The organism is Actinomycetota bacterium (assembly GCA_019347575.1).
Lineage (GTDB): Bacteria > Actinomycetota > Nitriliruptoria > Nitriliruptorales > Nitriliruptoraceae > JAHWKY01.
Genome location: JAHWKY010000012.1, coordinates 89,945 through 108,602, shown reverse-complemented (window position 1 = coordinate 108,602; position 18,658 = coordinate 89,945). Strand labels below are relative to the sequence as shown.

Here is an 18,658-nt window from a genome sequence, read left to right as displayed (position 1 = left end):
CGGAGCGGCGACGGCCACGGCGCCGCCGTAGGCTGCGCTCAGACGGCGACGACGAGGCGGACGTTTGCGGTTCCCAGGCAGCGGCCGGCAGGTCCTGGACGTTGGACACGATCCCGACTACCGCTTCTCGCTCGCCAACGAGCGGACGTTCCTCGCCTGGATCCGCACCGCGCTCGCGCTCATGGGTGGCGGCCTCGCCGTGGTCTCGCTGCTCCCCTCTGACGCGAACCCGGCGCTGCGCGACACGGTCGGGCTGGTGCTGGTGGTGCTGGGGACGCTGGTCGCCGCCACCAGCTACCGCCGCTGGTCCACCAACGAGGTCGCGATGCGCACCGACCGCCCCATCCCCGCCTCGGTCCTGCCGCTGTTGCTCAGCATCGGGGTGCTCCTCGTGGCTGTCCTGGCGGCGGCACTGCTCATCGCGATCAGGTAGCCGCCCGTGGACCCCGACGACGACGGAGCACCCCAGGGTCTGCAAGCCGAGCGGACGCTGCTGGCGTGGAACCGCACCGCGTTGGCGCTGCTCGTCGCCTCCGCGCTGCTGCTCCGCGCGGGCGAGGCCCCCTACCTGGCGCTGCGTCACCTGCCAGCGGTGATCGGCCTCGCGGTCGGAGCGGGACTGTTCCTCCTCGGTGACCACAACTACCGGCGCCTCATCGGTTCACGGCCGGGACGCCCCGCACCGCTGGGGGCGCCCTGGGCCCTGCTCCTCACGGCTGCGACGACGGTCCTACTAGGGGTCGCGGCGACGATCGTGGTCGCACGACCCTGGGCCTGACTCGCCCACCGGGCCGCGGCGAGGCAGTCTGCCCCGCCGACGAGCCGTTGCCGCCCGTCGAGTTCGCCGGCGGACAGGACCTGCTGACCGTGTGGGCCGAGGCCGATGGTGGCACCTCGCGAGATCGGTAGGGCTTCAGGACCGTGCCGCCAGGAACTCGTCGATGTAGCCGGTCAGGAACTCCATGCACGACGGCTCGGCCAGCAACGGGTCGTGGTCGCGCCGCACGCGGCGTCGTACTCCTCGAAGTGGTTCTCGAACAGGTAGCCGCCGAGTCCGCGAGCGCGTCGATGTTGACCACCCTGGGATCGGTGATGCCGATCAGTCGGTCTGCGCGATGCGGTCCCCGACGATGGCAGTACGCCAGCATCTGGTGGTGGGTGTGGTCGTACAGCGAACGGAAGGCCCGCTCCTTGCCCTCGCCCTGCGGTCGCGGGTGCGGTCTCCAGCGGGGCGACGCAGGTGCTTGGTAGCGCGAGGCGCGGTGGTTAGCGTGCGCGCGCCCGCTGGGGGGGCCGTGCCCAAGCGCGTCTCCCACGGCTGCGGAGAGCCGTCTGAGGGGATGGGCGATGCGTCGTGTCCTGTACCTGTCCGTCGTCGGCGCGCTGCTGTTGGGTGCGACGCCGGGTTGGGGGGCGGTCACCTCTGGCGATGACGGCCGCCCCGCACGGGGCGAGATCACCCGGCTGGCTGGTCGCGACCGCATCGGCACCGCGGTCGAGATCTCGCGTGCGACGTTCGCGCCGCGCGTTCCACTGGCGATGATCGCCACCGCTGATCGCTTCCCGGACGGACTCAGCGCCGGACCGCTCGCCGCCACCATCGGGGCGCCGATCTTGCTGACGTGGCTGGACGACCTGCCCGACGAGACCGCGCGTGAGCTCGAGCGGCTCCGGCCAGCTCGGATCCTGATCCTCGGCGGTCCCGAGGCCGTGAGCGATGCGGTCGCGTTCGAGCTGACGGGCTACGCCCCGCCCGACAGCGTCGATCGCATCTGGGGGCCCACGCGGTACGAGACCGCGGCCGAGATCGCGCTCGAGGCGTTCACCGCGCCGGTCGGGATCGCGTTCGTCGCCAGCGGACTCGACTACCCCGACGCGCTCTCGGGTGCCGCGGCTGGGGCCCGTCTCGGGGGCCCGATCCTCCTCACCCGCTCGAACGAGCTGCCCGCGGCGGCGCGGACGGCGCTCGAGGAACTGCTGCCCACACGGATCGTCGTGCTCGGTGGGGAGGAGGTCGTCTCCGAGGGCGTGAGGCAGGAGTTGGCGTTCTACACCGACGCCCCGGTCGAGCGCTGGTCGGGCAGCGATCGCTACCGCACGTCCGCCCGCATCGCGGCCGAGGCGTTCCCGGCGCAGCAGACCACCGCGGTCTTCGTGGCGACCGGAGAGCGGTTCCCCGACGCCCTCACCGGGGCCGCAGCGGCCGGGATGTTCGACGCCCCGCTGCTGCTGACGTCACGCTTCCAGGTACCCGAGCGTCTCGCCGAGGAGCTGGAGCGCCTCGCCGCCGGCGGCCTCGACGTCTACGTGCTCGGTGGCGAGCAGGTCATCAGCGCCCAGGTCGTTGAGCTGCTGTCGGCGTACGCCAACCCGACGCTGTCCAAGCTCGGGGGTGAGGTGACCGACGCGGTCAGTGCTGAACGCGTCGCCGCTGCCGACGTCCGGCTGTGGCGGGGCGACGCCGAGGAGGCGACGACGGCATCCGGACCCGCGGGGGCGTACGCCTTCGAGGGCCTGGTGTGGGGACGCTTCCGGCTCGAGGTCACGCGCATCGGCTACGCCCCGGCCACCGTGACCGACGTCGAGGTCGCACCAGGCGAGGACCACGTGGAGGATGTCGCGCTCGACCGCGTGGCCAGCATCGCCGGTCGCGTGGTCGTCGCAGGCAGCGACGAGCAAGTCACCGGGGCACAGGTGAGCGCCCGCCGCGTTGTCAACGGTGAGATGGTCGGTCCCACCTTCGAGGCCGTGACCGACAGCGACGGTGCGTTCGTGCTCTCCGATGACGAACTGCAGGGCCTCGAGCCGGGTCAGTACCGCTACGAGGCGACGCACGACGACTTCACCTCGACGTCCACCCTGGTGACCGTAACCCGCGGTGAGTGGACCGAGGTCGAGATCGAGCTCGTCAAGGCCGCCTGATGGCCGCGGCCGTCGGTCGGCATCGGCGCTCCGGCGCCGCCGTGCCGTGCCGTAGGGTGGCCTCGTCGAGGAGGTTGCGGTGTACGACACGCCGGCCGATGACGAGGAGCTGCTCCACGAGTTCCGGGTCATCGAAGTCACCGAGGACGAAGCGCACCGCCTCGAGGCCGGCTGCACGTGTGGCTGGCGCGGCAGCGTGTTCGCCGCCGAGGAGGGCGGGTACGCCGGCGCGCGCGACGAGCACGGGGCGCACGTGCTCCAGCTCGAGGAGGAGATGGAACCTCCGAGCTAGCTGACCGTGAGGCTGCCCTCCATGCCGGCGTCGAAGTGGGTCGGGATGCCGCAGATCACCTGGTAGGTGCCCGCCTCGTCGATGGTGAACGACTCGGTGGTCGACTCACCCGCGGGAATGGCCTCGACCTCCAGCAACACGATGTCGTCGGTGAACTCGTCCTCGGACGTGATGTCCTCGCCGAGCTCGATGACGACCCACTCGTGCTCGAGCGCCCCACCGTTGGTGAGGTCCACGGTGAACTCCTCGCCGGCCTCGACCGTCCAGCTCGACGGATCGAACGCGAACTCGGTGGCCGTGGTCTCGATCGTGGTGCCGCCCGCGTCATCATCATCACCGCCTTCGCACGCGACGAGCATGGTCCCCAGTACCAGTACGGTGGCTGCCAGTCGGTGTCCACGGGGCAGGTGCGTCATCGATCCGTCCTTCCTCGGTCGTCGACCTCACGCTAGCGCCGGCGTCGACGTCCCCACCACCGCACCGTGCCCGCAGCACGTGACACCGTCATCGTCCCGGAGCCGACCCGTCCGTCGGTCGTAGGATGCTCGGGGCCGATGAACGAGGTGCGGGTGGCTCACGGTGACATCGGAGCGGACGCAGCGTCGGCGGGGAGTTGCGCCAGAGCCGGCACGGGGCTGGGACTCTCGATCGTGAAGGAGTACGTCGAGCTGCACGGCGGAGCGGTCGAGGTCGAGAGCGGCGATCGACGGACGACGTTCCCGGTGACCCTTCCCGCCGGACCGATCACGTGAGGATCCGTCCCGCCACGGCGGACGACGTCCGGGCCATCGTGGAGCTCCTGGCTGCGGATCAGCTCGGTGCGCAGCGCGAGGATGCCGCCGACCCGCTTCCGCCGGAGTACGGGGCGGCGTTCGATGCCATCGACCGCGACCCCAACAACCTCCTGGTGGTCGTCGAGACCGACGCTCGCGTCGTCGCGACGCTGCAGCTGACGTTCATCCCCTACCTCACGCACCGCGGATCGTGGCGGGCCCAGATCGAGGGCGTGCGCGTTGCGGCGGATCAGCGCGGTCGCGGCGTCGGCCGCGAGCTGATGGTCTGGGCCATCGCCCAGGCGCGCGTCCGTGGGTGCCACCTCGTCCAGCTCACCTCGAACAAGATCCGCGCGGACGCGCACCACTTCTACACCTCGCTGGGGTTCCAGCCCACCCACGAGGGCTTCAAGCTCCACCTCGACGCCGAGTAGCTCTGCCAGCTTTCCGTGCGTCTGCCGTCGCGGTCACCAGGTGTCCTCGTGAACGACGTCCTCGTAGGGGCGTCGGTCAGGCTCCGTCATCGCCTCCAGTGAGCGGTCCGACGGGTAGCCGAACCCGACCATGAAGGCGACCTCGCGATCCGGGGGGACGCCGAGCAGCTCACGTGCCAACTCCTGATCGTGCACCGCGGCATGACCGCTTCCGATGCCCTGGTCAGCGGCAGCGAGCATCATGCTGATGGTCGCCTGGCCGAGGTCGAACGAGATCGATCGGCGGGTGCGCTCGTCCTCGGCGATGGGCGCGACCAGGCAGACCGTCGCAGCCGACGTCGCGACGTGCCCGGCACCCCGCCACACCTCGGCCAGTCGCTCCAGCCGTTGTCGGTCCGTGACCACGACGAAGTCCCAGCGCTGCTGGTTCTGTGACGACGGGCTGCGTCGCCCCGCCTCGAGGATCCGTCGCAGCGCGTCAGCGGCGATCGGACGTTGCTCGTAGCTTCGCACGTTGCGGCGTGCGCGGATGGCGTCCCAGGTCTCCATCGCTCTCCCTCCAGGTGGCCGTCGTTCGGGACCGTCGTAGCGTTCCCACGGGGCGTGACGTCGCCTTCCGACACGTCCATCCAGCCGTCGGTGTAGGTGATCCGGTGCCATCTCGCACCGGAACACGTACATCGACGTGTTTCCACAGGGCCGCGCCCGGTGGTCGTCGGGGCGGTGGTGTCCCCGCGGCACCCTGGCGGCCATGGCGACGAAGAGTTCCTGGCAGAAGCTGATGAAGCTGGCGCGCCGTCAGCACGGTCTGGTGACGGTCGCGCAGGCGGAGGAGGTCGGTATCCCTCGCTCGACGCTGTCGAGGTGGGTGGCGGCGGGGCGTCTCAAGCGCTGGTACCCGGGGGTGTACGCCCTCGAGGGTGTGCCCGACTCGTGGCTCCGTCGCGCGAAGGCGGCGACGCTCGCGGCACACGCCGAGGCTGTCCTCGGCGGGGCGGCTGCTGCACGTCTCCACGGCCTGCTCGCCTTCGACGGGTCCCAGGTCGAGCTGCTCGTCCCACGAACGGCGGCGTGCGGACGGCTCGGACGTGTCGCGATCCGACGGACGAGCACGCTGCCGGACCACCACCGCGTCGAGGTGGATGGCGTACCGGCGGCGTCGGTCGCCCGAACGATCGTCGAACTCGTCGACGTCGTTGCGGAGAAGCGCCTGCGGGAGGTCCTGCTCGACGCGTGGCGCCGGAACCTGGTGACGCCGCTGGAGGTGGCCGCGTGCCTGGGCGAGGTCGGTCGGGTGCGGGGCGCGGCGAGGCTGCGGCGCGTGCTCGCCGAGTGCGATCCGGCGCTCGCACGGACCCGGTCCATCGCCGAGATCGTCGGCTACCTCGCCATCCGGGACGCGGGTCTGCCGGTACCCGAGGTCAACCATCGGGTGGAGGTGGCGGGGCGCCGGTACGAGATCGACCTCGCCTGGCCCGAGCTCGAGCGGGGCGTGGAGATCGACGAGGAGGCGTTCCACTCCATCCCCCCGGACGTCGCAGCGGACGCACGGCGGCAGGCTGACCTCGAGGGGGCGGGCTGGCGGCTCGACCGCGCCCCGGCGAGGCTCGTGCTCACCGACCCCGCTGCGTTCGTGGCACAGGTCCGGGACCTCCTGGCGTCTGCGCAGGTCGGGGCGCCGGAGTAACGCGAGCACGATCCGCGCGGTCGGTGTACGTGATCCGGTGCGAGATGGCACCGGAACGCGTACGTCGATGCCCTGGGCGGTGGAGGAGGGCGACGCCCCGGCGTCGAATTCCCTCGCAGTCTCGCCTGCGGGGAAGGGGCCGGCATGAGGCACGAACCGCAAGGCCGGTACGTGTGGGTGATCGTGCTCACGCTGCTCGGGCTGCTCGGGACGGCGCCGGCGACGGATGGGTCCGGATCGGCGATCGGTGCGTCAGCGGCTGCGAGCTCCTCCGCTGACCGCCTGTACCTGCTGGAGTCGGCGGACGGCACGCTCACGTGGAGCGTGGACGCGACCGACCCCGAGCTCGGCACCCACCCGATCCGGCGCCTCTGCGGCTACTACGCCCAGCACGCGACCCAGAGGCGCTACCCCTGCCTCGGTGGGTACGGCCACGTCTTCACGCAGGGCTCGCTGCTGGACACGCCTGCGAACTGGACCGTCGAAGAGCCGCTGCGCTTCCACCTCGAGCTCGACGTGGCCTCGCCAGACGAGGTCGACGTCACCCTCGAGGTGCAGGACGAGGCCCACATCTCCGAGGCGGGAACCGCGACCGAGGTGGCGCCGGGCGTGTGGGAGGGCGAGATCGCACCGTACGAGGGGTTGTTCGCCGGACGCGAGACCGTGTTCGTGCTGCGTGCGACGCCGCGGACGCTCGCCGGGACCGGTGTTCACGTCGACCTCACGCTCGGCGGTCGCGGGCGCTCCTACATCGAGGTGCCCGCGCCGGTCCCGGCTCGGTCCGTGCCGCAGCTGCTGGCGGCGGACACACACGCCCCGGTGCGGTCCAGCTTCGCTGGAGGACGGTGGGAGCTGGCGTTCAACGACGACGACTGGGTCGCGCACGCCTTCGAGGGCGACGTGACCGAGAGGCGCGCGTTTCCGTTCCCCGTCGCAGCGCACGCCACCTCGATCCTGTCCTGGGTCGACGTCTTCGACGCCCCGCCGGTGCACGGGCTGGCACGTGGGCGACTACCGGACTCGCGGCAGCTGACCGATGACGTCTCCCTCGACCTGATACGTGACGGGGAACGGGTCGAGGGGATCCAGGTCGGGGCGGGCTCGATCGGGACCGGGTACGCCAGTCTCGCCGCCGCGGATGTCGCGCCTGGCGTGCTCGAGCTCGAGGTGACGCCACGACCCAACGCGCAGGACTCGACCTACACCGTCCACGTCGTCGTGATCCACGGCGAACGGACCCTGCGGCAGATCCACGCCACGGTTCCCGGCGACACCAGTGCACGCACCCCCTCGGTGGGCGTCTGCCGAGGAGGCGGGATCGTGTTCACGGTGAGCCCCGCCGTGACGACCTACCGACTCGATCTCGACTGGGACTCGTACTCGCTGGTCAACCCGGGTTGGACGCCGGCGTTCGACTCGCCGATGGGCGCGGCGGTTTGTGGCAGCACCACCAACGGCGACCGGGTGCGCCTGACGTTCCGCCAGCACGGCGTCACCGGTGTGGGTGCGCACCCCACGGTCGACTCGGACTACGTCTCGATCTACGACACCGTATTCGCCTGGACCATCGACTTCACCCACTCGCCCCCGCCGGTCTGACCGCCGACGCCGCGTCAGCCCGGGTGAGCAGGTGCGTGCCGGCACGGCTCGGGCCACAGCGGATCGATCTGCTCGAGGACGATCTCGAGCATCTCGAGCAGATCGGCGTCGGGCTGCTGCGCGGCCCAGATCGCGATGGCGGCGTTCTGTGCGGCCACGAACGCCATGGCCGCGGTGGTGGCGAGCAGCGCCCCGTGCTCGAGACCGGTGACGTCCGGCCCCATCAGCTCGAGGTAGCGAGCCACCCACTCGGCGTCGGAGCGGCCGTGCCGCGACAGCAGGCTCGGAGACGAGGCGAGGACGGCGTACCCCCGAAGCACGTCGTGACGGGTCCGCTCGATGTGGACCGCCGTGTCACGCAACGCCCGACGCAGCAGGTCGCGCGTCGGCTCGTCCTCGCGGCGCTCGGCGATGGTGGCGTCGAGGACCTCGAGCCACTGGCGCGGCAGCTCGAAGACGATGTCGTCCTTGGTGTCGAAGTAGCGGTACAGCGTGCGCCGCGAGAGCCCGGCAGCCTCGGCGACTTCGTCCATCGAGGTCGCATCGAAACCCTGCGCGAGGAACAGCTCGATGGCGGCGTCAAAGATCTCGGCGCGCGTCTGTGCCGCTCGGCGATCGAGGAGGCTCGAGCCGGTGGTCTTGCCATGTATGTCACGCTGTGCCATCATGTCACAGTATGCCATCAGCGCGCGGGCATGGCGCGCCAGGACCGAGCAAACAGGGCGACAGCAACCGAGCGCGCCGTCGTGCGCGAGAGCTGAGGAGGCCGGGCCATGGGCACCGATAGGTCGACGATCACGACGAGCGGACCAGACGGGACGGCGGTGGAGCCGGCGCGGTGGATCCGGGTCGTCACGCTGCTCGGAGCGGCGGCGTTCCTGCTGTTCGGGCTCTGGGCGTTCCTCGCCCCGCAGAGCTTCTTCGACCAGATCGCCACGTTCGAGCCCTACAACCCTCACCTGATCCACGACCTCGGGGCGTTCCAGGTCGGCATCGGCGCCGTGCTGCTGCTCGCGGCGTACCCCGAGCGCATCGACGGTCTCGCCGCGGCGCTCCTCGGGGCGGGCGTCGGCGCGGCCGTGCACGTGATCGGGCACGTGATCGACATCGACCTCGGAGGCAAGCCGGCCAGCGACATCCCCACGCTGTCGATCCTCGCCCTGGCCGCCATCGTCGCCGGCTACGCGCGTTTGCGCGAGACCACTCTCAGGCGTTGATCCCGTCGTCGGGGTCCCAGACGTAGTCGATCTGGCGCGCCGTCCGCAGCGCGAGGTCACGGCCGGCTAGTCGATCGACGAGGTGCAGAGCCATCGCGATCCCCGAGCTGAGCCCGCCGGCGGTGACCACAGCACCGGTGTCGACCCACCGCGGCGCCCCGTCGGCGGGTGGGCTGGTGACGTCCGTCGCGAGATCGCTGATGTCCTCCCAGTGCGTGGTCCAGGACCGGTCGTGCAGCAGCCCGTGATCGGCGAGCAGGAACGCACCCGTGCACACCGATGTGACCAGCGGGGCGCGCGCGATCGCGTCGGCCAGCGCCGACGACAACGTCCGATCGCCCCGGACGCGGTGGATGTCGACCGCACCCGGGACCACGAGCACGTCGAGGTCCCCGGCATCATCGAGCGTCCGCTGCGGCACCAGCCGGAGGCCGCCGTAGGCCGACACCGGCTCGGGCGTGACGCCGACCGTGGTGACCTCGAAGGGTGGGGTGTCGCCGTCGCGAGCGACGAGTCGCGCCGCGGTGAGGAACACCTCGTAGGGTCCGCCGACGTCGAGCAGATCGACGTCCTCGAACAGCAGCAGGCCGATGGTGAGGGTTCGCACCTGCTGCGTCTCGCTCACCCGACGAGGAACATCGAGAAGTAGGGGATGAAGTTGGGCTCCCAGATCGTCCCCGACCAGTGGTTGGTGACCTGGAGCAGGACGTCGGTCCCCTCGATCGGTTCGGCGTCGGCGACGGCGGCGTCCGGGTCCGGCTCGTAGGAGGCGTGGTCGGCGAGGAGGTAGGCGGTGGTGTGCAGCGCCTCGGCACGCCCCGGACCCCCCACGTTGGGCGACAGTTGCAGGTGCGTCACCGTCGGTCCGCCCGCGGTGTCGAAGGCCTGGACTGCGGGCAGGGAACCGAACCAGCCGTGCAGGAGCGCGCCGACGGGGAAGTCGAGCACCCCCTGCGGGACGGCTGCCTCCTCGGCGTAGGTCTCCCCGGTGTAGAACGGCTCGCGGAACGCATCGCCGTCGTCTCCGCCGATGGCGGGGTCGAAGACGGTGTGGACGGTGACGTCGTGAGGGGAGCCGTCGGTGCTGTGGCCGTCCCACAGGTACCAGGTCGCCGACGTACTGGTCGGCAGGGCATCCACGAGGAGGACGACATCGGCGAAGACCTCGCCGGTGTCGTACAGCGCGACCACCGACCACCGCCCCGATCCCGGCTGGGCAGGCCCGTTCACCCAGCGATCGAGCAGCACGGCGTCGTCGAGCGCTGCGCTCGCGCCGTCGACGGTCAACGCAGGCACCGCCAGCTCGCCGACCTCGACGCCATCGCGTGCGATCGCCAGGGCTGGCGTTCCGTCACGGTCGACCACATCGACCGACGCACCGTCCGCGACCACCTGGCCGCCGCCCTCGTCCGACACGGTCCGCTCGGTGGCTGCGGGCAAGGCCGGGCCCGGGATGCGCCGGCCGCCGACGTTCCCACCCTGGCCGGTCGCCGCGAGTTCCACGTGCGCGCCGGGTGGCAGGTTGGCGTCGAGGAGCCCAGGAGGTAGCAGCGGCGACCCGTCCGCCGCGAGTCGATCCACGGCGAGAGAGCCGTCGGGGCGCAGCCGGGCCGGGGCGGCGAGGTGCTCGAGAGCCGCCGGTTCCCCAGGCCCGCCGTTGACCAGGTCGCCGTAGTCCCAGCCCATGAAGAACACCCACGGCGACCACTCCCAGGTGGGCACCGTCGGATCGTCGTCGAGCGCGCCGGACGCCGGCCACACCGATCCCGCGTGCACCGTCGCCTGCAGCGTCAGCGTGCGTGCGTTGAAGTCGAGCGCCCGCGTCCACGACACCTCGACGCCGGGCGGAGCTGGCGGGGTGGAGAAGAAGACGAGCCCCGACGGCCGCACGGGCAGCTCGAGCACTAGGGGAGGGGCCGCTGTGTCCTGCTCGAACACGCCGTCGCCCCCGACGATGCGCAGCGCCGGCTGGGCGAGGTTGCCCCAGAAGACCCCTTCGAAGGTGCGGCCGGTGGCGGGGTCGTGATCAACGGTCGTGGCGGTGCGGATCAGGTGGCGGTCGTCCCACGCAAGCTGAGCCTCGCCGCTCGCGACGATGGAGCGTTCGGGGTACGCCACCGTGGTGGGGCCGAGTCCGAAGACCGCGTTGTCGGCGTGCTCCTCGCCGCTGAGCAGCCCGCCGGCCAGCACGCCGCCCCACGCCCACAGGTCGGTGGCGGTCTCCTGCCGGTGCCACCAGCGCGTGCCGTAGGGGTTGGCACGCGCATCGACGATGACGTGGACCGGCAACGTGTCCTCGGCGTTGACCTTCACCGGCGCGCCTCGCCCCGCGAACGCCCAACCCAGCGTGGCGTCGGGGCGCAAGGTCGGGCTCAGTGCTTCCCGCTCGAGCCGTGCCGCGGGAGTCGCGGTATCGGCCGTGACCTCGACCGGCAGTCCCGCCGTCGCGCGCGCCCTGGACGAGTACGCGAACAGCGCGGGGCGCGTTCGGCCCTGGTCGTAGAACACGGCGTCGTGGTCGACGATCGCGAGCTCGATGTCCGCCTGCTGCACCGGGGCCGTGCCTGCCGCGATCGACAGAAGCGCCACCGCCAGCAGCGTCCCCACGCTCGTACTCCACCGCACCATCCGCGCCACCTCCCCCCTGCCGGTTCGACGTAGCCCCCCCGTCCACCTTCTGCCCGGGCACGGTTCCCCGACAGGAGACCGGACCCGCCGCGCTACGTTCGACGCACCGCATCGCGAGGGAGTAGCGGTGGCGTACGTCAGCTTCATCACGCTCGGTGTCGACAACCTCGACCGTGCCACACGCTTCTACGAGGCGCTGGGTTGGCGGCGGTCAGCCGCGTCGGTCGACGGTGAGATCTCGTTCATGGTCGGCGGGGCGGTCGTGCTCGGGCTGTTCGGCCGCCAGGCGCTCGCGGACGATGCGCGCGTCGAGCCCGAGGTCGCGGGGCGGCACGGCAACGTCGCCCTCGCCAGCAACGTCGCCTCGGAGGAGGCCGTCGACGAGCTGCTGGCGCAGGCGGCGCGCGCCGGCGGGGAGATCACCAAGCCGGGGCAACGCGTCTTCTGGGGCGGCTACTCCGGCTACTTCCGCGACCCCGACGGTCACCTGTGGGAGGTGGCGCACAACCCCGGCTTCGAGCTGCTCGACGACGGCCGCATCGTGCTGCCCGAGGAGGGTGACGGGTAGCGCGCCACCTCCAGCGCCTCCGTCAGCGGATCTGACCGCGGATCTCGCCGCTGGGATGCGCGGTGGTGTGGACGTTGACGTAGGCGCCGCCGTTCTCGATCGCGGCGATGACCTCGTCGAGGTCAGACCACTCGCACGCGTTGTTCTCGTCCGGAGCGGTGATCGTGCCCTCGGCCAGGGTGCCCGACACGGTCACGGGAGGGTCAGCCATGAACAGCGTGACGCCGATCGGACCGTTGGCGCCGGCAACGTTGCAGTGGATGTGCGAGGCGAAGATGTCCTCGAGGTTGGCGACGTTGAGCTTGTACACCAGGCCTTCGGCACGGTGCTTGAAGGTGGCGACGCCGGTCCCACGGGTGTCGACCGGGTCGACCTCCTGGTCGCCGCTCATCGGAGCCGCGTAGTTGCTGGACCGTGCCAACGATCCAGCGGCTGGCAGGGTCATCAGCAACGCCACCACGACGATGCCCACGGTGCGGATGCGGTTCACGGTTCCCCTCCTGTCTCGGTCTTCAGAGGGGTGGTCCACCCACGGACCGGGCGCGTGCGAGCGCACGCGCAGCGCCCCTCGAGCACCGCTAGGCACGCCAGGCTGGCACGGTTCAGGGCATAGCGGGTCGTGCGGCCCTCGCTCGTGGTGCGCGGCGGCCCCGACGAGGGCCAGCAGTACCCTCGCGATCCCCTTCAGAGAGGCCGCTTTGGACGTCCACGAGGTGCTGGCTGCGCTCGAACGGGAGCGCCCCGCCTTCCACCGCGACGGAGCCGGTCGTGACGCGAGCTGGCCGGTCAGTCCGGCGCTCCTCGAGTTGCTCGCGGCCGCGGCCGGTCCGGGTTCGACCACGCTCGAGACCGGAGCCGGGTGGAGCACGGTCGTGCTCGTCGCGACCGGTGCAAGGCACACCTCGATCAGTCCCGCGGAGCACGAGCCGCAGCGCATCGAGGACTGGTGCGCCGTCCACGAGGTCGCGACCGACCAGTGGCGCCACCTGCTGGGAGGGTCGGCGGATGTGCTGCCGCGGGTCGAGACCCAGCCCCTCGATCTGCTCCTGATCGACGGTGCCCACGCGTTCCCGCTGCCGGCGATCGATTGGTACTACGGGACGCGCCACCTGCGCGAGGGTGGGCTGGTGATCGTCGACGACCTGCAGTTGTGGCCGTGCCGCATCGTCGCGGAATTCCTCCTCGGTGATGACGGTTGGGAGCGCACGGTGGCTGGCGACCGCTTCGCCGTGTTCCGGGCCCTTGGCCCGGGTTCGCAGCTCACGGCGCGGTGGTGGGGACAGCAGCCGTACGTGGTCGAGCAGGGGGACGGCGTGACTGCGGTCGCTCGAGCCGTCCGTGCTCTTCGGGCCCGAGTGCGGCTCCGCAGCCGCTTGCACCTCGATCACCGCTGACCGCCCCCTAGGGTCGCGCGTGGTCCCAACGGAGGCGAGGCGATGTCGCCACGGCAGCACGGTCACCCGTGCGCGGACCAGACGGCGGCGGGGCGGCGGGTCCGGATCCGCCCCGCGCGGCGCGACGACCACGACTGGGTCGTCGCCCGGCACGGTGCCATCTACCGCGCGGAGTACGGTTGGAACGCGGACTTCGAAGCCCTCGTGGGGCGGATCATCGCCGACCACGCGGCGACGCACGATCCTGACCGGGAGGCCGGCTGGATCGCCGAGGTCGACGGCGAGCGGGTCGGCTGCGTGTTCTGTGTCGCCAAGGACGACACCACTGCACAGCTGCGGATCCTGCTCGTCGAGCCGTCGGCGCGAGGCCTCGGCATCGGATCGCTGCTGGTGGACCAGTGCATCCGGTTCGCCCGCGACGCCGGCTACTCGGCCATCACGCTGTGGACCAACGACGTCCTGGTCTCCGCCCGCCGCATCTACGAACGGGTGGGGTTCGAGCTGGTCGAGGAGGAACCCCACCACAGCTTCGGCCACGATCTCGTCGGCCAGTACTGGCGGCTCGAGCTGTGACGGCGGCGCGCCGCCAGGTGGCCGCCTCAGGTATGCCGCGGCCGGCGCTTGCCGCGCGCATCGGTCGGTTCAGTTGCTGAGGACCGGGACGGTCAGCGTCACGCTGGTCAGGAGCGCGGCGCCCGGCCGGCGTGTGCTGTTGAGTGCGTGTTGCTCGTTCCATCCCTCGACCCGGAGCAGCAGCTGTTGGCCCGGTGCGAGCGTCGTCGCGATCCCTCCGAGCTCGGCACGGTGCGGCACGCCGCGCTCGGACATGCACGTCGCCTCGGCGTAGCCGTCACACCCGGCTCGCAGGCGCATCCCGGTCACCTGATCATCGATGACGTGCAGACCGTCGGCGTCGGCGACCACGAGCGAGAGGTAGAGCTGGTCGTCGAGCTCGTGCAGCGGGGTGCCGATCAGGCGCGGGATGCCGGCCAGCGTCACCGGCTCGTCGGCGGTCATCAGTGGCAGCAGCAGGCTGCCTCCAGGTTGGGGTGCGGTGAACGCGGGGAACGTGAAGGTGAGCTCTTCGTCGGTCAGCGGCCAGTCGGGCCCGCTGATGCAGTCACCCTGCTCGGTCGGGATGACGACCCGCGGGACATCGGCGAGCCGTGCCGCGGCGGCGCTGTCGCCCCGCAGGTGGTGGGCGAGGAAGTCGTCCACCAGCGTCGGCAGGTCGGCGCAGGGCGACTCCTCGGCGCGGAGTGCGTGCCCCGCTCCCGTGGGCTGCAGCCCGGGCAGGAGGTGGCCGGTGTTGAGGCCGACGAGGCGTACGTCCACCCCGTGGTCGCGCAACCCGAGGTAGTTGTGCACGCCCTCGTTGAGGTTGAAGACGGTGTCGGGCAGGCCCTGGATCAGCAGCGTCGGGGCGCCGATGCGGTCGATCCACTCCGCGGGGCTCGACTCCTCGAAGCTGTGGGTCGCCTCGTGGGATGGCAGGTTCTCGGCCATCCCCTCGATGAACCAGGCGTCGAGCTGGGGGTCGAGCGTGCTCGCGGCGCCGGCTGACGTGTACGGCGCCTCCGTGCCAGACGGCACGGAAGCGCCTCGACGTTCGTCCACAACCCGCGGGAGGTCAACCGACCGGTGCTGGCGCCGGGGCGGCAGCCTGCCCGCCATGGCGAACCGGACAGCGTGGCAGCGGCTGGTGCGGATCGCCCGGCGTCAACACGGGCTGATCACCGCCGCGCAGGCGGAGGAGGCGGGTATCGCCTACTCCACGCTGTCGCGCTGGACGTCGGCGGGGCGCCTCAAGCGCTGGTACCCCGGCGTGTACGCACTGGAGGGGATGCCGGACTCCTGGCACCGCCGTGCCAAGGCCGGCACGCTGGCAGGACCGGCGGGGGCGGTACTCGGCGGGATGGCAGCCGCGCGGCTGCACGGGTTGCTCGGCTCCGGGTCGGCAGAGGTGGAACTCCTCGCGCCACGGGGCACGCGGGGTGAACGCGTGCCCAAGTTGCGCATCCGACGCACGCGCACTCTCCCGGTCGAGCATCGCGTCGAGGTCGAGGGCATCCCGGTGGCCTGCGTGGCTCGCACCATCGTCGAACTCGCCGCCGTCCTCCCCGAGGAGGAGCTGCAGAGGCTCCTGCTCGAGGCTTGGCGTCGGGGGCTGGTGACACCGTTGAAGGTGGCGACGATCCTCGGCGAGATCGGTCGCGTGCGGGGCGCCTCGACCCTGCGGCGCGTCCTGGCCGGATGCGATCCGGTGCTGGCGCGGGCTCGATCGGTCGCCGAGATCGTCGCCTACCTCACGATCCGCGACGCGGAGCTCCCCCTGCCCGTCATCAACCACCGCGTCGAGGTGGCGGGGCGCTGCTTCGAGATCGACCTCGCCTGGCTCGACCTCCTCCGTGGCCTCGAGATCGACGGTGAGCGGTACCACTCGATCGCCCCGGACGTCGAGGCGGACGCGGCGCGGCAGGCGGAACTCGAGGCAGCCGGTTGGCGGTTGGACCGCGCCCCGGCGCGCCTGGTCCTGACCGACGCTCGCGCCTTCCTCGCGCAGGTGCGGGGCTTCCTGGAGGTGTCCCCGTAGCTCGGTGTACGCACTTCCGTGCCAGACGGCACGGAAATGTATGCCTCGCCTATGGCGTCCCAGGTCTGCACGTCACTCCTGGGGCACGCCCTTCACGTACTCGACCAGCTGGTCGAGGGCGGTGCTCCAGCCGGCGGAGAAGCCCATCTCCTCGTGCGCGGCCGCTCCCTCGCGGGTCGCGTGGATCGCGCGTACCGAGTAGCGCGTGCCGTCGCCGACCGCCTCGAACGTGAGCTCCGCCGTGAAGGCCAGGTCCGGGCCATCGGCGTCCGCGGCGGGCGGGGGCAGCGGCCGGTAGCCGGGGCCCAGGGCGGAGGTCCACACCAGCCGGTTGGGCGCCTGGACCTCGAGATAGCAGCCGCCGGGGTTGTCGACGACGTTCCCGTCCGGGCCGCGCATGACCGTGCGGAAGATCCCACCGGGGCGCAGGTCGATCTCGCAGTCGATGGTCTCCCACGGTCTCGGCGCGAACCACGGGAGCAGATGCTCCGGCTGGGTCCAGGCCTTCCAGACCAGCTCGACCGGTACGTCGACCAGCCGCTCGAGGTACAGGTCGAGCTCGGGGTCGTGCGTGAACGGGGTGGCGGGGCTCGGGGCGGTGGTCACGGCTCGTCCTCCTTCTCCAGGTCCTGCTTCATCCGGTGCAGGTGCTCGTCGAGCTGGTCGAGCCGGCGTTCCCACAGCTCGCGCTGCTCGGAAAGCCAGCTCTCAGCGGCGCGCAGCGGTTCCGCTACGAGCCAGTAGGTACGGACCCGCCCGTGCTTGTGCGAGGTCACCAGCCCGCTGTCCTCGAGCACGCCGAGGTGTTGCAGGAACGACGGCAGCGCCATGTCGAAGCCGCTGGCCAGCTTGGTCGTGGCTGCGGGCCCCCGGCGGAGCCGCTCGACGACGGCACGGCGGGTGGGGTCGGCCAGCGCCTTGAAGATCCGTTCCACCTCGAGGGCGCTCGTCGTGCTGGCAAATCGGTTAGCCATATGCCTAAGTGTAACGCACGTCGACGGTGAGGTCGAGCCCTACCGTCTCTGCTGGGAACCTCCACCCGGTTGGGGTCGCCTCCCATCTGACGGCGTGGTCGGGGCGCCGCCCAGGTCGCACACGAGCGCGTCGAAGTCGCGGTCGCCGTCCGGGTGACTCAGGCTCGTGCGAGGACCCCGTCCGGGTCGTAGTGGCGCCGCACCTGCTCGAGGCGCTGCCGCGTTGCCTCCGGGTAGGCGGCGTCGCGGGTGTCGTCCCGGTCGAGGAAGTTGACGTACACGCCGGTGAGCCACGGCCGCACCGCCTCGTGGTACGCGCGGGTCCACGCCGTCTCGCGCTGGCCCGCGTCGTGGTTCGCCTCCTCCTCGGTGGTCCAGATGCCGTTGATGTTGAGGTTGTGCCGCGCCCCGCGACCCGCGTAGGCCGTGGCGTCCGGGTCCACGTCGGTTATGGCACCGCCGAGGTGGAAGGTCACCGAGTAGGACCGCGCGGAGATGCCGCTGGAGTGCTCGATCATGGCGTCGATCATCGCGTCCTCGAGGCGTTCCACCTCGGCCGACTTCCAGTAGTAGTGCCAGCCGTGGGGCACGGTCGGGTCGAGCATCGATTGCAGCTGGCGGTACGGCCGGGGAGCGACCGCGTCGAGCAGCGGGGACCCGTAGCCGCGCAGCGGGGCGAGCGCCGCGGCGCCGGCCTCCACGGGACCGTTGTGCACCATGGTGATGATGCAGACGCGGCGGCCGCGCAGCTCCGCGGGCACGGCGGGCAGCGGCGGGGCCTGCCTCAGATTGACGACCGTGCCGACCTCGCGCGGGGCGGTGAGGGTCCAGTCACGGTAGTGGCGCAGCACCTCCGGGGCATCCTCGAGCGCCCACAGCACTGGCCCGGCGAGCACCTCGGGACCGAGCGGGTGCAGCCGGTAGGTGAAGGCGGTCACGGCGACGCTGCGGCCACCGCCACCGCGGAGCTGCCAGAACAGGTCGGGGTGTTCGTCCGCCGACGCGCGCAGCAGCTCGCCGTTGGCGGTGACGGCGTCGACCGCGAGGAGGTTGTCGATGGTCAACCCGTGCTTGCGCATCAGCCAGCCGATACCGCCTCCGAGCGTGAGCCCCGCGACGCCGGTGTGGCTGACGACGCCGCCGGTCGTCGCCAGGCCGTGCGCCTGGGTGCGCTCGTCGACCCCGGCCCACAGCGCCCCGGCCTCGACCCGGACCGTGCGCGACTGCGGGTCGACGTCGACCGCCCGCATCGCGGACAGGTCGATCACCAGCCCGTCGTCACACACCGCGGTCCCCGCGACGTTGTGGCCACCGCCGCGCAACGTGACCGTCAGGTCCCGCTCGCGGGCGTGGCGGACGGCGGCGGCCACGTCCGCCGCCGAGCTGCAGCGCGCGATCACGGCCGGCTTGCGGTCGATGGCGGCGTTCCACACTGCCCGCGCGTCGTCGTAGTCGTCGTCGTCGCGCCCGATGACCCGTCCTTCGAAACCCCTGATCGACATCCCCGGTGCCTTCCCTCGGTGACGTGGTGAGCGTCCCGGCGCGGGGCGGTCGCCTCAAGTCCACATCCTGTACTG

At 71.5% G+C, this 18,658-nt stretch carries 23 protein-coding genes; 13 read left to right on the top strand and 10 right to left on the bottom strand.

Annotated elements, in window-relative coordinates; all coding sequences use genetic code 11:
• Nucleotides 1-64: 64 nt before the first annotated feature.
• The 4 genes from KY469_10105 (at nt 65) to KY469_10090 (ending at nt 3,214) form a co-directional block, all read left to right on the top strand.
• Nucleotides 65-433 (top strand): DUF202 domain-containing protein, encoded by a 369-nt coding sequence (locus KY469_10105; protein MBW3663440.1) that lies wholly within the window; start codon nt 65-67, stop codon nt 431-433.
• 6 nt (nt 434-439) lie between these two features.
• Entirely contained in the window at nt 440-778 is a 339-nt protein-coding gene (locus KY469_10100) for a DUF202 domain-containing protein (protein MBW3663439.1), read from the top strand.
• Nucleotides 779-1,347: 569 nt separating this feature from the next.
• Entirely contained in the window at nt 1,348-2,922 is a 1,575-nt protein-coding gene (locus KY469_10095; GenBank protein MBW3663438.1) for a cell wall-binding repeat-containing protein, read from the top strand.
• 79 nt (nt 2,923-3,001) lie between these two features.
• Entirely contained in the window at nt 3,002-3,214 is a 213-nt protein-coding gene (locus tag KY469_10090) for a hypothetical protein (protein MBW3663437.1), read from the top strand.
• On the opposite strand, the gene KY469_10085 is transcribed toward KY469_10090, so the two are convergent.
• Complete coding sequence (locus tag KY469_10085; protein ID MBW3663436.1) at nt 3,211-3,630, bottom strand: cupredoxin domain-containing protein; 420 nt, start codon at nt 3,628-3,630, stop codon at nt 3,211-3,213. The genes KY469_10090 and KY469_10085 overlap by 4 nt on opposite strands.
• Nucleotides 3,631-3,768: 138 nt before the next feature.
• Here KY469_10085 and KY469_10080 point away from each other — a divergent pair, with 138 nt between their 5' ends.
• Together KY469_10080 and KY469_10075 are read left to right on the top strand one after the other, a co-directional pair.
• Entirely contained in the window at nt 3,769-3,966 is a 198-nt protein-coding gene (locus KY469_10080; protein ID MBW3663435.1) for a hypothetical protein, read from the top strand.
• Nucleotides 3,963-4,421, top strand: a complete 459-nt coding sequence (locus tag KY469_10075) for a GNAT family N-acetyltransferase (protein MBW3663434.1) — start codon at nt 3,963-3,965, stop codon at nt 4,419-4,421. The genes KY469_10080 and KY469_10075 overlap by 4 nt, the downstream gene beginning before the upstream one ends.
• Before the next feature lie 33 nt (nt 4,422-4,454).
• Here KY469_10075 and KY469_10070 read toward each other — a convergent pair whose 3' ends face one another.
• Nucleotides 4,455-4,970 carry a nitroreductase family protein gene (locus KY469_10070; protein ID MBW3663433.1) on the bottom strand — a complete coding sequence of 172 codons (516 nt, stop codon included), beginning with the start codon at nt 4,968-4,970 and terminating at the stop codon, nt 4,455-4,457.
• A 202-nt stretch (nt 4,971-5,172) separates the two neighbouring features.
• On the opposite strand from KY469_10070, the gene KY469_10065 reads away from it, so the two are divergent.
• A complete protein-coding gene (locus tag KY469_10065) occupies nt 5,173-6,108 on the top strand; it encodes a type IV toxin-antitoxin system AbiEi family antitoxin domain-containing protein (GenBank protein ID MBW3663432.1) in 936 nt (311 codons plus the stop codon).
• Between the two features lie 144 nt (nt 6,109-6,252).
• Entirely contained in the window at nt 6,253-7,707 is a 1,455-nt protein-coding gene (locus KY469_10060; GenBank protein ID MBW3663431.1) for a hypothetical protein, read from the top strand.
• 14 nt (nt 7,708-7,721) lie between these two features.
• On the opposite strand, the gene KY469_10055 is transcribed toward KY469_10060, so the two are convergent.
• Nucleotides 7,722-8,375: a TetR family transcriptional regulator gene (locus KY469_10055; protein ID MBW3663430.1), complete on the bottom strand. Its 654-nt coding sequence runs from the start codon at nt 8,373-8,375 to the stop codon at nt 7,722-7,724.
• A 105-nt stretch (nt 8,376-8,480) separates the two neighbouring features.
• Here KY469_10055 and KY469_10050 point away from each other — a divergent pair, with 105 nt between their 5' ends.
• Nucleotides 8,481-8,924 (top strand): hypothetical protein, encoded by a 444-nt coding sequence (locus tag KY469_10050; protein ID MBW3663429.1) that lies wholly within the window; start codon nt 8,481-8,483, stop codon nt 8,922-8,924.
• On the opposite strand, the gene KY469_10045 is transcribed toward KY469_10050, so the two are convergent.
• Nucleotides 8,914-9,531, bottom strand: coding sequence for a DJ-1/PfpI family protein (locus tag KY469_10045; protein MBW3663428.1), 618 nt, complete (start codon nt 9,529-9,531; stop codon nt 8,914-8,916). The two genes, KY469_10050 and KY469_10045, sit on opposite strands and share 11 nt — an antisense overlap.
• A 14-nt stretch (nt 9,532-9,545) precedes the next feature.
• On the bottom strand, nt 9,546-11,531 hold the full coding sequence (locus KY469_10040; protein ID MBW3663427.1) for a hypothetical protein: 1,986 nt from the start codon (nt 11,529-11,531) through the stop codon (nt 9,546-9,548).
• Here KY469_10040 and KY469_10035 point away from each other — a divergent pair.
• Nucleotides 11,461-12,120, top strand: a complete 660-nt coding sequence (locus KY469_10035; protein ID MBW3663426.1) for a VOC family protein — start codon at nt 11,461-11,463, stop codon at nt 12,118-12,120. The genes KY469_10040 and KY469_10035 overlap by 71 nt on opposite strands.
• A gap of 22 nt (nt 12,121-12,142) precedes the next feature.
• Here KY469_10035 and KY469_10030 read toward each other — a convergent pair whose 3' ends face one another.
• Nucleotides 12,143-13,057 carry a CHRD domain-containing protein gene (locus KY469_10030; protein ID MBW3663425.1) on the bottom strand — a complete coding sequence of 305 codons (915 nt, stop codon included), beginning with the start codon at nt 13,055-13,057 and terminating at the stop codon, nt 12,143-12,145.
• Here KY469_10030 and KY469_10025 point away from each other — a divergent pair.
• Complete coding sequence (locus tag KY469_10025; protein ID MBW3663424.1) at nt 12,993-13,514, top strand: class I SAM-dependent methyltransferase; 522 nt, start codon at nt 12,993-12,995, stop codon at nt 13,512-13,514. The genes KY469_10030 and KY469_10025 overlap by 65 nt on opposite strands.
• A 42-nt stretch (nt 13,515-13,556) precedes the next feature.
• Nucleotides 13,557-14,087: a GNAT family N-acetyltransferase gene (locus KY469_10020; GenBank protein ID MBW3663423.1), complete on the top strand. Its 531-nt coding sequence runs from the start codon at nt 13,557-13,559 to the stop codon at nt 14,085-14,087.
• A 69-nt stretch (nt 14,088-14,156) separates the two neighbouring features.
• Here KY469_10020 and KY469_10015 read toward each other — a convergent pair whose 3' ends face one another.
• The gene (locus tag KY469_10015) at nt 14,157-15,107 is read right to left on the bottom strand and encodes a hypothetical protein (GenBank protein ID MBW3663422.1); all 951 of its coding nucleotides are present in this window, start codon (nt 15,105-15,107) and stop codon (nt 14,157-14,159) included.
• Between the two features lie 79 nt (nt 15,108-15,186).
• Here KY469_10015 and KY469_10010 point away from each other — a divergent pair, with 79 nt between their 5' ends.
• Nucleotides 15,187-16,107, top strand: coding sequence for a type IV toxin-antitoxin system AbiEi family antitoxin domain-containing protein (locus KY469_10010; GenBank protein ID MBW3663421.1), 921 nt, complete (start codon nt 15,187-15,189; stop codon nt 16,105-16,107).
• A 72-nt stretch (nt 16,108-16,179) separates the two neighbouring features.
• Here the strand turns inward: KY469_10010 and KY469_10005 are convergent, their stop codons facing one another.
• The 3 genes from KY469_10005 to KY469_09995 form a co-directional block, all read right to left on the bottom strand.
• Complete coding sequence (locus KY469_10005) at nt 16,180-16,713, bottom strand: SRPBCC family protein (protein MBW3663420.1); 534 nt, start codon at nt 16,711-16,713, stop codon at nt 16,180-16,182.
• Nucleotides 16,710-17,081 carry a metalloregulator ArsR/SmtB family transcription factor gene (locus KY469_10000; protein ID MBW3663419.1) on the bottom strand — a complete coding sequence of 124 codons (372 nt, stop codon included), beginning with the start codon at nt 17,079-17,081 and terminating at the stop codon, nt 16,710-16,712. Before KY469_10000 ends, KY469_10005 begins: the two co-directional genes overlap by 4 nt.
• A 158-nt stretch (nt 17,082-17,239) precedes the next feature.
• A complete protein-coding gene (locus KY469_09995; GenBank protein MBW3663418.1) occupies nt 17,240-18,583 on the bottom strand; it encodes an FAD-binding oxidoreductase in 1,344 nt (447 codons plus the stop codon).
• Nucleotides 18,584-18,658 lie beyond the last annotated feature (75 nt).

Coding starts and splice junctions, on each gene's coding strand:
- KY469_10010 (MBW3663421.1), top strand. CDS start 15,187: ATGGCGAACCGGACAGCGTGGCAGCGGCTGGTGCGGATCGCCCGGCGT.
- KY469_10085 (MBW3663436.1), bottom strand. CDS start 3,630: ATGACGCACCTGCCCCGTGGACACCGACTGGCAGCCACCGTACTGGTA.
- KY469_10060 (MBW3663431.1), top strand. CDS start 6,253: ATGAGGCACGAACCGCAAGGCCGGTACGTGTGGGTGATCGTGCTCACG.
- KY469_10000 (MBW3663419.1), bottom strand. CDS start 17,081: ATGGCTAACCGATTTGCCAGCACGACGAGCGCCCTCGAGGTGGAACGG.
- KY469_10055 (MBW3663430.1), bottom strand. CDS start 8,375: ATGATGGCACAGCGTGACATACATGGCAAGACCACCGGCTCGAGCCTC.
- KY469_09995 (MBW3663418.1), bottom strand. CDS start 18,583: ATGTCGATCAGGGGTTTCGAAGGACGGGTCATCGGGCGCGACGACGAC.
- KY469_10050 (MBW3663429.1), top strand. CDS start 8,481: ATGGGCACCGATAGGTCGACGATCACGACGAGCGGACCAGACGGGACG.
- KY469_10035 (MBW3663426.1), top strand. CDS start 11,461: ATGTCCGCCTGCTGCACCGGGGCCGTGCCTGCCGCGATCGACAGAAGC.
- KY469_10020 (MBW3663423.1), top strand. CDS start 13,557: ATGTCGCCACGGCAGCACGGTCACCCGTGCGCGGACCAGACGGCGGCG.
- KY469_10065 (MBW3663432.1), top strand. CDS start 5,173: ATGGCGACGAAGAGTTCCTGGCAGAAGCTGATGAAGCTGGCGCGCCGT.
- KY469_10080 (MBW3663435.1), top strand. CDS start 3,769: ATGAACGAGGTGCGGGTGGCTCACGGTGACATCGGAGCGGACGCAGCG.
- KY469_10070 (MBW3663433.1), bottom strand. CDS start 4,970: ATGGAGACCTGGGACGCCATCCGCGCACGCCGCAACGTGCGAAGCTAC.
- KY469_10030 (MBW3663425.1), bottom strand. CDS start 13,057: ATGCGCTGCGGCTCGTGCTCCGCGGGACTGATCGAGGTGTGCCTTGCA.
- KY469_10095 (MBW3663438.1), top strand. CDS start 1,348: ATGCGTCGTGTCCTGTACCTGTCCGTCGTCGGCGCGCTGCTGTTGGGT.